Source organism: Neisseria macacae ATCC 33926, assembly GCF_022749495.1.
Taxonomy (GTDB): Bacteria; Pseudomonadota; Gammaproteobacteria; order Burkholderiales; family Neisseriaceae; genus Neisseria; species Neisseria macacae.
In genome coordinates, this window is sequence record NZ_CP094241.1 from 405237 (window position 1) to 417702 (window position 12466).

Genomic DNA, 12466 nt, shown 5'->3' on the forward strand with positions numbered 1-12466 from the left:
TCCGTACTATCTGTACTGTCTGCGGCTTCGTCGCCTTGTCCTGATTTAAATTTAATCTACTATACTATTCGTCTGCAGCTTGCCATAAAACGGGGAAAGCACGGCAATCTGCGCCTTCCCCGTTATGGTTCTATCGATGGTTTATTGTTTTACGCCGCCGAAAGAGATGTCATCGGCGCGGCTTTCCGTACCACGGGTCGCAATACCCGCCAATGCGGCGGCATTTTGACCGTAGAACTGACCTTTGATGCCTTCGCGGTTGCGGGCGGCATCAGAGGCGAAAGTACCGTTGAGGTTGTCGATTTTCACGCCGGCAAAGTCCAGAGTGTCGGTATGGCGCGCCAGTTTGCCGGTCATGCTGCCGCTGTCGCCCGAACCAAAATAGGCTTTGACGGTACCGGTATAGATATCGCGTTCGCCGGCTTTATGACCGTTGACACCGACTACGTTGTAAGTCGCTGTTGCCAAGCCTTTGGTGCTGCCGGTCGGGTTTTTGCCATAGAACCAGGCAGGATGCGCGTTGCCTTTGACATGCGCAGTAGCGGCGGCTTCTGAAGCAGGCGCCCATTCGCCGAAGAACACATTGCCCGAAGCGGTCGGGATTTTGCCGACGGTCAGCAAGCCTTTTCCTTTGCCGTCTTCAGTGTTCAGGCTGAACAGCTCGATCTGATTGATGCGGCGTTCGCGGATGACGCGCTCGCCCTTGCCTTCGATTCTGTCGATAACAAACAGGATTTCTTTGTTTTTCAGGTTGTCGGCATCAGCAACGCGGACGGAATTTTTGACTGTGTATTGAGGTTTTGCCACTGCGTTGTTTGGATTGTAGGCAGGCGGTACGTCAGCTGTGGTCATGACGCCAACAGGTGTTGTCGAAGTACGTTTGCCATAAATTGGCTCAGAGTAAGGGAAGTTACCATTGTTGACGACGGGTTTAGACGGAGGAGGCGCAATCGGTTTGCCGATAGGGCGGGCAGGAGGTTGGGAGGCTGTGCTCATCACGCCGCTGTCCGGTATCGAAACATTGCCGCCGATTGGCATGGAGTAAGGAAAGTCGCCATTGTTGCCGACAGGTTTGGATGGAGGAGGCGCAGTCGGTTTGACCGGGCGTGCAGGAGGCAGGGTCGCGCCCGCCAGCGTCATCACGTCGTCGTGTGCTTTCAAATAAGGTTTGCCGTCATTGGCTGCGTTGGGGTTGATTGGCATGGAGTAAGGGAAATCTTGGTTAGCCAATGGCGCACGTTGTGGGGGAGGTGCAGTCGGTTTGACCGGACGTGCAGGAGGCAGGGTTGCGCCCGCCAATGTCATCACGTCGTCGTGTGCTTTCAAATAAGGTTTGCCGTCGCGCGCTGCGTTAGGATTAATCGGCATGGAATAGGGGAAATTGTGATTGTCCAAAGTGCTGCGTGCGGGAGCAGAGGTGGGGCGGGAAGCGTCATATGCAAACGCAGAATGCGCTGTGATAACCGCCGTCGCTGCAAAACAGGTTTTTAGAATAGAGGAAGTTATTTTTTTCATAGCAATACTCTTGTCGATAATTAATTAGGATATTTTCTGTATGCGTGCAACAATAAACTGCTTGATGAAACAAGCTGATACATACAGGGGAGGCGAGGATAGCATGACAAGGGGGAAATGTAAAAAATTACTGTGGGATTATGAATATAAACTGATATTACTCAATTGGATTAAATTTAATAGGGCGATTTGCCCATGACTTGATGAATGTCGGAGGATTAAAATAGAAAATGCCCGCTTACTGACATTCAGTATAGTGGATTAACTTTAAATCAGGACAAGGCGACGAAGCCGCAGACAGTACAGATATAGTCAATTAAAAACAAAATAGTACAATACTCAACTTTGAAGGTCTAACCATGGCATACTCTGCGGACTTAAGGAACAAAGCTTTAAACTATTACGAACAATGCAAAAACATCAGCCAAACCGCAGCAACGTTTAACTTGTCAAGAAACACGCTTTACCTGTGGATTCGCCTTAAAAAACAAACAGGCAGCCTAAAACATCAAGTTACCGGTCTAAATGCCGTCAAATTGGATAGGCAAAAACTGGCTCAATATGTTGAGCAACACCAGGATGCCTATCTGCATGAAATCGCCAAACATTTTGATTGTACGCCAGCCGCCGTTTGCTATGCACTCAAACAGATGGGGATGACGCGCAAAAAAAGACCACCACTTACAAAGAACAAGACCCGGCCAAAGTAACGCATTATTTGACACAGCTGGCCGAATTTTCCGACTACCAACGCGTTTATTTGGATGAAACAGGATTTGACCGCTACCTGTTCCGTCCCTATGCCCGCAGCCTGAGAGGGCAAATAGTGAAAGCGCAGATAAGTGGAAAAAGATACCGACGCTTATCTCTGGTGTCCGCACAAGTCGGCAACCGGCTGATTGCTCCGATGGTTTATCAAAATACGATGACCGGAGTTTTTTTTGAAGCGTGGTTTCAGCAATGCCTACTGCCCGCATTGACTCAAAAATCGGTGATTATTTTAGATAATGCGCGATTTCACCGTATGGGTGTCTTACGGGAAATGGCGGAAAAATGGGGACATAAGGTATTGCCTCTTGCACCTTATTCACCTGAGCTCAACCCGATTGAGAAGGTGTGGGCGAATATTAAGCGGTATCTGCGAACCGTATTGTCTGATTACGCCCGATTTGACGATGCGCTACTGTCCTATTTTGATTTTAATTGACTATAGTACGGAACCGATTCACTTGGTGCTTCAGCACCTTAGAGAATCGTTCTCTTTGAGCTAAGAGAGGCAACGTCGTACTGGTTTAAAGTTAATCCTATACATTCGTGATGAAAAAGGTCGTCTGAAACCTGTGTAATTAGGTTTCAGACGACCTTTTGACTGTCAGGTGTTGCCCACCTGCTTTTAAAAATTACGCTTCTTTATTTTCGGTCGCTTTTTGACGCAGGCGCAAGCTCAATTCGCGCAGTTGTTTGTCGTCCACCGCATTCGGCGCGTTGGTCAGCAGACATTGGGCGCGTTGGGTTTTCGGGAAGGCAATCACGTCGCGGATGGACTCGGCGCCGGTCATCAGTGTTACCAGACGGTCGAGACCGAATGCCAAACCGCCGTGCGGAGGCGCACCGAATTTCAGGTTGTCCAAGAGGAAGCCGAATTTTTCTTGTTGCTCTTCGGGGCTGATTTTCAGCGCGGCGAACACTTTTTCCTGCACGTCGGCACGGTGGATACGGATAGAACCGCCGCCGATTTCCCAGCCGTTCAACACCATATCGTAGGCGCGGGCCAGGCAGTTTTCAGGATCGGACGCCATCAGGTCTTCATGGCCTGGCTTGGGCGAGGTGAACGGATGGTGCATGGCCGCCCAGCGGTCGCCGTCTTCGTCGTATTCGAACATCGGAAAATCGACAACCCACAAAGGTTTCCATTCGTCCACGAAGTAGCCGTTGTCTTTGCCGTGTTCCAAACCGACTTTGATACGCAGCGCGCCGATGGCTTCGTTCACGACTTTGGCTTTGTCTGCGCCGAAGAAGATGATGTCGCCGTTTTGCGCGCCGGTACGCGCAATGATTTCTTTCAGGGCGTTTTCAGACAGGAATTTCACGATTGGAGATTGCAGGCCGCTGTCTTCGCCGTTGGAGAGGTTGCTGACGTCGTTCACTTTGATGTACGCCAAACCTTTTGCGCCGTAGATGCCGACAAATTTGGTGTATTCGTCGATTTCTTTGCGGCTGAATTTCGCGCCGTTCGGTACGCGCAGGGCAACCACGCGGCCGCCCTTCATGTCGGCTGCGCCACGGAAAACTTTGAATTCTTCCGTTTTCATCAGGTCGGTCAACTCGGTAAATTTCAGGCTGATGCGCATATCGGGTTTGTCGGAGCCGTAGTAGAACATGGCTTCGGCGTAAGGCATACGCGGGAAATCGCCCAAGTCCACACCCAGCGCGTCTTGGAAGACTTGTTTTGCCATGCCTTCGGTGATGTCCATGATTTCATCCTCGTTCAAGAACGAGGTTTCCAAGTCGATTTGGGTGAATTCAGGCTGGCGGTCGGCACGCAGGTCTTCGTCACGGAAGCACTTAGTGATTTGGTAGTAACGGTCGAAACCCGCCACCATCAACAGTTGTTTGAACAATTGCGGCGATTGCGGCAGCGCGAAAAACTCGCCCGGATGAACGCGGCTCGGCACGAGGTAGTCGCGCGCGCCTTCGGGCGTGGAGCGGGTCAGCATCGGGGTTTCGATGTCGATGAAGCCTTGCGCGTCCAGATAACGGCGAACGCCCATAGCGACTTGATAACGCAGGCGCAGGTTGCGCTGCATCACCGGACGGCGCAGGTCGATAACGCGGTTGGTCAGGCGCACGTTTTCGCTGATGTTTTCGTCGTCAATTTGGAACGGTGGCGTAGCGGCGGCGTTCAAGACTTCGATTTCTTTGGCAAGGATTTCGATTTTGCCGGAAATCATTTTGTCATTGGTCGTGCCTTCGGGACGGTTGCGTACGCGGCCGGTAATGCTCAAAACGTATTCGTTGCGGGCGGAATCGGCAGTGGCAAACGCTTCGGGCGTATCGGGGTCAATCACGACTTGGACGATGCCTTCACGGTCGCGCAGGTCGATAAAAATCACACCGCCGTGGTCGCGCCGGCGGTGTACCCAGCCTTTGACGGTTACGGTTTGGTCTAAGTATTGCTCGCTGATCAGGCCGCAATAGTTGGTACGCATAAAATCACCTTTTTATATTGTTCAATTTGAAAAGAAGGAAAAGGTCGTCTGAAAAAAGACACCTTAATTGTTTTGTTCTTTACGCCATTCTGCCTTCAGAAAATTTAATTCTGCTTCCGTGGGCTTACCGTAAATGTAGATTTGATCCGGATTGTCTGCAGAAAAGGAGTCATCATTTTTATAAACAACATGATAAGCAGCGATATGTTGCTTGTCAGTCAGAATATACATGTTGTTGCCTCCGCAGTTATGCGGTTGGCACATGGTGGTGTAGTAGTAGGTCTTGCCGCCGATTTTCACACTTTCCAGCGGCGGCATCGGACCTGCCATTTTACGCACCCAATTGTGCATGGGGGCTTTGGGTGCATGTTTGCCGACTTGTTCGTGCCAAAGCTTTTTGAAAGCGGGTTGTTTGTGCCAATCAAATAGAAATACCTCTTCGCCTTTACTGTTGGTTACAGGTGCGGAGACGGCTAGATTGGGCAGAAACAAGGCAAGCAGTAAAGCAGATAAATATTTCATGTTTATATTTTGAGGTTGAATAAACTTTCAGGCTGTTGGTTTATGCGTTCAGCTCGTCTGAAAATTTCAGTCATCACGATTTTCCCAATGCCAAAGTACAACAACTAAAAACAACAATGACAATGTAAATAGCCATGAATCAAGGCCAAAAGGACCATGTGTCATGTGTTTGCCATCTCTAGTTTATTTGTCTAAACATCGTATTTCGGCTTGGGGCTTGGGCGGCAAGTCATCCGGCATCACCATACCCAGCGAAATCACATATTTCAATGCTTCGTCCACGCTCATATCGAGTTCGCGCACGTCGCTTTTTTTCACCATGATGTAATAGCCGCCGGTCGGGTTGGGCGTGGTCGGCACATAGACGGAAAGATAGTCGTCATCGTGCGGCAGGCTGCCTTTGAGTTTGTCGGGAATATGTCCTGAAACAAAGGCAATCGTCCAAATATTGGGTTGCGGGAATGGAACCAGCACGGGCGTTCTGAACGAGCGGCTGCTGTCGGAAAGCAGGGACTCGGATACTTTTTTGACGCTGGAATAGATGGACTTGACGACGGGAATCCGTCCCAACAGGCTGTCCCATGCGGCGAGGATTTGACGCCCCAAAACGTTGGCGGCGAACACGCCGGTCAGAAATAAGACGACGATGGCGGCAATAATGCCCAGGCCGGGAATATTGAATCCCCAGAAATATTGTGGCTGCCATTGCTCGGGCAGCAGGCTGATCAGCCGGTCGGCGGCTGATATGATATAGCTGACCGCCCAAATGGTTACGGCTATCGGCAGCCACACCAGCATGCCTGTAATCAGATATTTTTTTAATGCCTTGGCAACTTTTCCGCCTTCGGCCGTTTGTTCTGTCATCTTCTGTGTCATTCCGACAAATATCGCCCAAACGTTGCATTATACGCGTTTGGGCGATAGGAAACGAGTGTTTTTAATATGGGAAGGGTGTTTGTTTTGCTTTCAGACGACCTGTGTGCAACATGATGTAAAAGGTCGTCTGAAAACGAGGTTGGGCGTCAAATTCCGTCCCAGTCGTTAAACATCAGGCCGATGCCGATGCCGTTTTGTTTGTGGTTGTAATCAATCAGGCTTTCGCCGTAGCCGTGAAAGCCGCGCACGACGCCTTTGAGTTTGCCTTTAATCGGGAAGGTATAGGCGGCTTCAACCGCGCCGTGTCCGGTTTTGGGATTGTAGCGCAGCAGGGACGAAATATTCTGTTTGTCGTTCAGGCGGTATTGCAGCTTCAAATCGCCATAACCCATATAGTCGGTAATGTCGGGATTGTCGTTGTTTTCACCGGTCTGATCGAATGCGTGCATCCACACGCGCGGGATAACGGTCAGTTTGCCCCATTCCATCCCCGCCAATGCGTAAACGCGGTTCCATGAGCGGGATTCGGGACGGCTTTGTCCGTTGGATTGGTGGACGAAGCCTGCGCCGACCATCCGCAGTTTGCCGCCGAACGGCAAATCTGCCTTCACGGGCTGAGTCAGGAAAATTTCGGGTTCATAATCGGTGTTGCGGAACGGTGCGGATTTTCTGCCTTGGTTGTAAATCTGCCAATCGGATTTTTGGGTGTAGCCGAACCACAAATCCGCGCGGGTTTTAAACAAATCTTCGGCGATTTTGCTTTTGAACGAAACTTGCAGTTTGGTTTCTATGTGTTTCTGTTCGCTGAATTTTTCCTGATTGGTCGTGCCGCGCGAAGGGGAATGGGGATGCAGGTTGGGCGAGCTGTTGTACCATGCGGGCATCAGGTACATGGGATTGTGCTCACGCACGCTCAACAAGCCGCGCGAATCGTTTTTGTCCAAATCGTACATCAGGCTCAGCGGCGTGTAGGCATCGGCTGCGGTGCGGAGATTGTCTTCTGAAAGGGTGGATTGTTCTTTATTTTCGTCAAACACAATCGTCGCCGCTTTTTTCTCGCGGCTGGTGCTGATGGTTTTGGGCAAATCGACCGGCGCTTTGGCGGCTTCTTCGCGAATGACGGGCAGCGGTGCTTGCGGCGGCAGTTGTGCCGAGTAAATGCTGTCGTAACACGCCAAACGGGTGGCATTGTCTTGAATGGAGGTGCATTGCAAAGCCGTGTCGGCATAGGCGACAGGGGCGGCGGCTCCGCCAACAAGGATAAGCATCAAGGCGCGCCGGCATTTGGATAATGACGGTTTTTTGTTCTTTAGGGCATCGCTTTGCGCCAAATTGTGTTTCAACATCTTGTTCATCATTTCATTCATGGGATTGCCGATTGGATGTTTTCAGACGACCTTTTGCCTGAAAATCGGGGTTAATCGTTTGAAAAACAGATTAAACCGCATTTTACCGCCTTGCGCCGGTGTTACGGCAGGTCGTCTGAAAAGTTTACATCAACTTGCACCACATACGGCAATGCCCCTGAAAGGTTAAGACCTCAGGGGCATCGTTATCTGCTTGCCTGTCCCGACGCGGTAACACGCCAAGGCGATGGGCGAAAAAGATTAAGCCAATGCTTTTACTTTGGCAGACAGACGGCTCTTATGGCGGGCTGCTTTGTTTTTGTGGAATACGCCTTTGTCAGCGATACGGTCGATGACTTTAACGGACTCTTGGTAAACTGCTTGAGCAGCAGCTTTGTCGCCGGCTTCAACTGCTTTCAACACTTTTTTCACCGCGGTACGGAATGCAGTACGCAGGCTGGCGTTGTGGGCGCGTTGTTTAACCGATTGGCGGGCACGTTTGCGGGCTTGTGCGCTGTTTGCCATATTGAATATCTCCTGAAAAAATAAATTCTGTAAACGCGCAATTTTAAAGACAGATTCCTCTATATGCAAGTATTTTCTCTGTTCGCGCGCGCAAATCGCCCGTATTTTGCCCAAAAACGACATCTTGTGCAACGCCGTTTTCCCGAGCCTAAGAAATCGTGCCTTATTTCAATAAAAATCAGTCAGATATTGCTTTGAGTTCTCACCCACTTCCATTACAATAGCCCCGCTTTGCGCCGGGGTATTGATGGGGTGCAGAGTGTTCATTTTCTGTTAACAATCTTTCATCAGGAATCTGCCCGTATGAAAAAATCCGTATTAGCCGTATTGGCGGCATTATCGCTGGCCGCTTGCGGCGGTGGCGAGAAAAAAAACGAGCAACCTCAAGCAGGCAGCGCGCCTGCTGCCAATGCCGAAGCAGCCGCCACCGATACTTTGAATATCTACAACTGGTCGAACTACGTTGACGAGAGTACCGTTGAAGACTTCAAAAAAGCCAATAAGCTGAAGCTGACCTACGACCTTTACGAAAACAACGAAACCCTCGAAGCCAAAATGCTGACCGGCAAATCCGGCTATGACTTGGTCGTTCCCGGCATCGCCTTCCTGCCCCGCCAAATCGAAGCAGGTGCTTATCAAAAAATCAATAAAGACTTGATTCCCAATTATAAAAACATCGATCCTGAGTTGTTGAAAATGCTGGAAACTGCCGACCCGGGCAACCAGTATGCCGTTCCTTATTTCTCCGGCGTCAACACTTTGGCAATTACGGCGAAGGGCAAAGAACTGTTGGGCGGCAAGCTGCCTGAAAACGGTTGGGATTTGCTGTTCAAGCCTGAATACACCAACAAGCTGAAATCATGCGGTATCGCTTTGTGGGATACGCCGAGCGAAATGTTCCCGATTTTGCTGAACTATTTGGGTAAAGACCCCAAAGGCACAAATCCTGACGATTTGAAAGCGGCGGCGGAAGTGCTGAAAGCCATCCGTCCTGATGTAAAACGTTTCAGCCCTTCTATCATTGACGAATTGGCGCGCGGCGACATCTGTCTCGCAGCGGGTAACGGCGGCGACTTGAACTTGGCGAAAGCCCGTTCCGAAGAAGTGAAAAACAACGTCGGCATTGAAGTTTTGACGCCGAAGGGTATGGGCTTCTGGATTGAATCTTGGCTGATTCCCGCCGATGCGAAAAACATCGCCAATGCCCATAAATACATCAACTACACGCTTGATCCCGAAGTGGCTGCGAAAAACGGCATTGCCGTTACCTTCGCGCCCGCAAGCAAACCGGCACGCGAGAAAATGCCTGCCGAATTGGTTAACACCCGCTCCATCTTCCCGAATGCTCAGGATATGAAAGACGGTTTTGTGATGCCGCAAATGAGTTCGGATGCGAAGAAGCTGTCGGTTAATCTGTGGCAGAAGATTAAAGTTGGTTCGAACTGATGGTTTGATGTTTTAAAGTGAAAGGTCGTCTGAAAACCTTGAATTGGGTTTTCAGACGACCTTTGCTTATGTTGGTTTCGTGGTGGGGCGGTTGTATAGTGGATTAACTTTAAATCAGTACGGCGTTGCCTCGCCTTAGCTCAAAGAGAACGATTCTCTAAGGTGCTGAAGCACCAAGTGAATCGGTTCCGTACTGTCTGTACTGTCTGCGGCTTCGTCGCCTTGTCCTGATTTAAAGTTAATCCACTATATATGGATTTGGCTTTAATGTGATGTTCTTTTGTTTTATTTTGCGGCGGTATTTGCTGTGATTTGTTTGTCTTGTATTGATTTTAAAGTGGGTTCACTTTGTTTGTGATGAATTGAGTGACAAAGAAAAAGCACAGTTTAATCAAACTGTGCTTTCGGAATTTGGCACGCCCACGGGGAATCGAACCCCGGTTACCGCCGTGAAAGGGCGATGTCCTAACCGCTAGACGATGGGCGCGGATAAGTTTTGTTGGCGCACCCGGAGCGATTCGAACGCCCGACCCTCTGGTTCGTAGCCAGATACTCTATCCAACTGAGCTACGGGTGCATTTTCATCACTTCGCGACTGCGTCGTGAATCAAGAAGACCGAATAATATACAAGCTGTCGGCGGCTGTCCAGTATTTTCTGGATAAAAATATTTATAATAAAATAACAATATGAAAATAAAGGATATTAATTATCGTAAAATGCCCACTCCCGATAAATCTTGCGCCATTTTTGCGGCGGCGTTGTCTGTCATACCGCCAACGAAATCTAAGATTTTCATGTAGGCACGATACAGGCTGTCAGTTTCTTGGATGGGGTCGTGGTTTTTTAACAGATCAAGCGCGAGGGATTGGCGCACATCGACCTGTTTTTGCGCAATCATGGCGTATGCGGCGGGAACCAATAAATCCAAAATGGAACCGAGACACGGGAAAGTGGCGATTTCGGTCATGAGTTTGGTACGGTGGCGGAAAATGCGCGTGCGGGCAAGTTCTTTCGCTTTTTCCAAGGTATTTTGAACCTGCGGGCTGCACAACGCCAACAGGTCTTTGCCTTTGAAGTTGCCGTTTAGCAGGTCGGATTGGTGCATCATGAAGGTTTGGGCAACGTCTTCTATCGCTTTGCCGATGGCGATGCCGCGCAACATGGCGCAACGCTGGCGGCTGGATTGCGCGTGCCAAGTGCTTTCTTCAAACGTGAGTTCGGATAATACGCTTTCGATTTCAGCGTCGCTCAGCAAATCCAGTTCGACCGCGTCTTCCAAGTCTAAGAGGGCGTAGCAGATGTCATCGGCTGCCTCCATCAGGTAGGACAGGGGATGGCGTACCCAGCAGTCTTTGCCTGATTCAATCAGCCCCAATTCGTCTGCAACGCGACGGATGAAGGGTAATTCGGTTTGGTAAATATTGAATTTTTTTCTTCCGTTGGGGTGTTGCGTGGTCCAAGGGTATTTCAGCAGTGCGCCTATGGCGGCGGACGTCAGGCGCATGCCGCCTGCGTCGGGATACATTTCCAAACTTGCCGTGATGCGCAGGCTGTGGGCATTGCCTTCATAGGTTTGGATGTCGTTGCGTTCGGCGTCGTTTAATGTCTGTAAAAACGGCTGGTTTTTAGGATTGCGGAACCAGTCGCGCAATGCGTCTTCTCCGGTGTGTCCGAACGGCGGGTTGCCTAGGTCGTGCGCAAGGCAGGCGACTTGGACGACGGCGCCGATATCGCTCGGCGTATTGTTTTCCGGTAAAAAGCCGCCTGCCTGCAGCATCACGCCTACGCGGTTGCCGATACTGCGCCCGACGCTGGCGACTTCGACGCTGTGTGTGAGGCGGTTGTGGGTCAGGTCGTGTTCGGCTAGAGGGTGAACTTGGGTTTTACGTCCCAATCTGCGAAATGCGCCGGAGAACACGACGCGGTCGTAGTCGATATGGAAGTCGGTGCGCAAAGCATCGGCACCTTCTTGGGTGGAAGGCGTGACGGTCGGGATGATTTCGCCGTTTTTCGTGCGGAAACGTTGTGTGGAGAGTAGATTTTTCCAATTCATCTGCATGAAATTGCTCCTTGCGGGTTTTCAGACGAGCTGTGTAGGATGGACGGGATATTACTGCATTGCGGGACGGTTTGAAATCCCGATTGGCGTAGGGCGGCTGCTTGGGTCACGGGTCTGAACAGGACTTTGTTTTTCAGTTACAATACGCACTTATTATAATGATCGACAGTTTGAAGAGACGCGATGAAAGAACATAAGGCCCGGAAACGCTTCGGGCAGAATTTTTTGCAGGATACGCGGATTATTGCCGACATTGTCAACGCCGTGCGTCCGCAGGCGGATGATGTGGTGATTGAGATCGGTCCGGGCTTGGCGGCGATTACCGAGCCTTTGGCGAAAAAGCTGAACCGCCTGCACGTTATCGAAATCGACCGCGACATCGTACGTCGTCTGAAAACGCTGCCGTTTGCGGATAAGCTCGTGATTCATGAAGGCGATGTATTGCAGTTTGATTTCAACAGCATCGCGGGCAAAAAGAAAATCGTCGGCAATCTGCCGTACAACATTTCCACGCCGCTTTTGTTCAAGCTGGCGGAAGTGGCGGACGATGTCGTCGATATGCACTTTATGCTGCAAAAAGAAGTGGTCGAACGCATGGTTGCCGAGCCGAAAAGCAACGACTACGGCCGCTTGGGCGTGATGCTGCAATATTTTTTCGATATGGAACTGCTGATTGACGTGCCGCCCGAATCGTTCGACCCAGCGCCGAAAGTGGATTCGGCGGTGGTGCGCATGATTCCGGTGAAACACCGCATCGGCAAGGCGGACGATTTCGAGCATTTCGCCAAACTGGTGAAACTCGCCTTCCACCAACGCCGCAAAACCATACGCAACAATCTGAAAGAGCTTGCCGGCGACGAAGATTTGCAGGCAGTCGGTATCAGCCCGCAAGACCGCGCCGAACATATCGCGCCGGAGAAATATGTGGAACTGAGCAATTATCTCGTCCGTAAGGTCGTCTGAAAA

General features: G+C 50.5%; 10 protein-coding genes, 2 tRNA genes and 1 pseudogene. 3 read left to right on the top strand and 10 right to left on the bottom strand.

The window, feature by feature from the left end:
- Nucleotide 1: 1 nt before the first annotated feature.
- Nucleotides 2-64, bottom strand: a pseudogene (locus MON40_RS13455) (transposase); the annotation flags it as partial.
- A gap of 77 nt (nucleotides 65-141) precedes the next feature.
- Complete coding sequence (locus MON40_RS01935) at nucleotides 142-1515, bottom strand: Slam-dependent surface lipoprotein (protein WP_242925979.1); 1374 nt, start codon at nucleotides 1513-1515, stop codon at nucleotides 142-144.
- A gap of 359 nt (nucleotides 1516-1874) precedes the next feature.
- Between MON40_RS01935 and MON40_RS01940 the strand changes: the two genes are divergently transcribed.
- Nucleotides 1875-2722 (top strand): IS630 family transposase gene (locus MON40_RS01940; RefSeq protein ID WP_242925980.1). Its coding sequence is split into 2 segments (ribosomal slippage): nucleotides 1875-2190 and nucleotides 2190-2722, totalling 849 coding nucleotides; the frame shifts between segments, so codons are not numbered across the junction.
- A gap of 193 nt (nucleotides 2723-2915) precedes the next feature.
- On the opposite strand, the gene aspS is transcribed toward MON40_RS01940, so the two are convergent.
- From aspS to rpsT, 5 genes are all read right to left on the bottom strand, one after another.
- Nucleotides 2916-4724 carry an aspartate--tRNA ligase gene (gene aspS / locus MON40_RS01945; RefSeq protein WP_003779830.1) on the bottom strand — a complete coding sequence of 603 codons (1809 nt, stop codon included), beginning with the start codon at nucleotides 4722-4724 and terminating at the stop codon, nucleotides 2916-2918.
- Nucleotides 4725-4787: 63 nt separating this feature from the next.
- Nucleotides 4788-5246, bottom strand: coding sequence for an Ivy family c-type lysozyme inhibitor (locus MON40_RS01950; protein WP_003761553.1), 459 nt, complete (start codon nucleotides 5244-5246; stop codon nucleotides 4788-4790).
- Nucleotides 5247-5429: 183 nt separating this feature from the next.
- Entirely contained in the window at nucleotides 5430-6110 is a 681-nt protein-coding gene (locus tag MON40_RS01955; RefSeq protein WP_039863231.1) for a DUF502 domain-containing protein, read from the bottom strand.
- A 158-nt stretch (nucleotides 6111-6268) separates the two neighbouring features.
- Nucleotides 6269-7489, bottom strand: a complete 1221-nt coding sequence (locus MON40_RS01960) for a phospholipase A (RefSeq protein WP_003779832.1) — start codon at nucleotides 7487-7489, stop codon at nucleotides 6269-6271.
- A gap of 240 nt (nucleotides 7490-7729) precedes the next feature.
- A complete protein-coding gene (gene rpsT, locus MON40_RS01965) occupies nucleotides 7730-7993 on the bottom strand; it encodes a 30S ribosomal protein S20 (RefSeq protein WP_002212556.1) in 264 nt (87 codons plus the stop codon).
- A 303-nt stretch (nucleotides 7994-8296) separates the two neighbouring features.
- On the opposite strand from rpsT, the gene MON40_RS01970 reads away from it, so the two are divergent.
- Nucleotides 8297-9439 carry an extracellular solute-binding protein gene (locus tag MON40_RS01970; protein WP_003779835.1) on the top strand — a complete coding sequence of 381 codons (1143 nt, stop codon included), beginning with the start codon at nucleotides 8297-8299 and terminating at the stop codon, nucleotides 9437-9439.
- Between the two features lie 412 nt (nucleotides 9440-9851).
- Here the strand turns inward: MON40_RS01970 and MON40_RS01980 are convergent.
- The 3 genes from MON40_RS01980 to MON40_RS01990 all read right to left on the bottom strand — a co-directional run bounded on the left by MON40_RS01980 (nucleotide 9852) and on the right by MON40_RS01990 (nucleotide 11500).
- A tRNA-Glu gene (locus tag MON40_RS01980) sits at nucleotides 9852-9926 on the bottom strand.
- A 13-nt stretch (nucleotides 9927-9939) separates the two neighbouring features.
- Nucleotides 9940-10016 (bottom strand) — tRNA-Arg (locus tag MON40_RS01985).
- 131 nt (nucleotides 10017-10147) lie between these two features.
- Nucleotides 10148-11500, bottom strand: a complete 1353-nt coding sequence (locus MON40_RS01990; protein WP_003769256.1) for a deoxyguanosinetriphosphate triphosphohydrolase — start codon at nucleotides 11498-11500, stop codon at nucleotides 10148-10150.
- A 183-nt stretch (nucleotides 11501-11683) separates the two neighbouring features.
- Here MON40_RS01990 and rsmA point away from each other — a divergent pair, with 183 nt between their 5' ends.
- Nucleotides 11684-12463 carry a 16S rRNA (adenine(1518)-N(6)/adenine(1519)-N(6))-dimethyltransferase RsmA gene (gene rsmA, locus MON40_RS01995; RefSeq protein ID WP_003779840.1) on the top strand — a complete coding sequence of 260 codons (780 nt, stop codon included), beginning with the start codon at nucleotides 11684-11686 and terminating at the stop codon, nucleotides 12461-12463.
- Nucleotides 12464-12466: the final 3 nt, after the last annotated feature.

Coding starts and splice junctions, on each gene's coding strand:
- MON40_RS01935 (WP_242925979.1), bottom strand. CDS start 1,515: ATGAAAAAAATAACTTCCTCTATTCTAAAAACCTGTTTTGCAGCGACG.
- aspS (WP_003779830.1), bottom strand. CDS start 4,724: ATGCGTACCAACTATTGCGGCCTGATCAGCGAGCAATACTTAGACCAA.
- MON40_RS01950 (WP_003761553.1), bottom strand. CDS start 5,246: ATGAAATATTTATCTGCTTTACTGCTTGCCTTGTTTCTGCCCAATCTA.
- MON40_RS01955 (WP_039863231.1), bottom strand. CDS start 6,110: ATGACAGAACAAACGGCCGAAGGCGGAAAAGTTGCCAAGGCATTAAAA.
- MON40_RS01960 (WP_003779832.1), bottom strand. CDS start 7,489: ATGAATGAAATGATGAACAAGATGTTGAAACACAATTTGGCGCAAAGC.
- rpsT (WP_002212556.1), bottom strand. CDS start 7,993: ATGGCAAACAGCGCACAAGCCCGCAAACGTGCCCGCCAATCGGTTAAA.
- MON40_RS01970 (WP_003779835.1), top strand. CDS start 8,297: ATGAAAAAATCCGTATTAGCCGTATTGGCGGCATTATCGCTGGCCGCT.
- MON40_RS01990 (WP_003769256.1), bottom strand. CDS start 11,500: ATGCAGATGAATTGGAAAAATCTACTCTCCACACAACGTTTCCGCACG.
- rsmA (WP_003779840.1), top strand. CDS start 11,684: ATGAAAGAACATAAGGCCCGGAAACGCTTCGGGCAGAATTTTTTGCAG.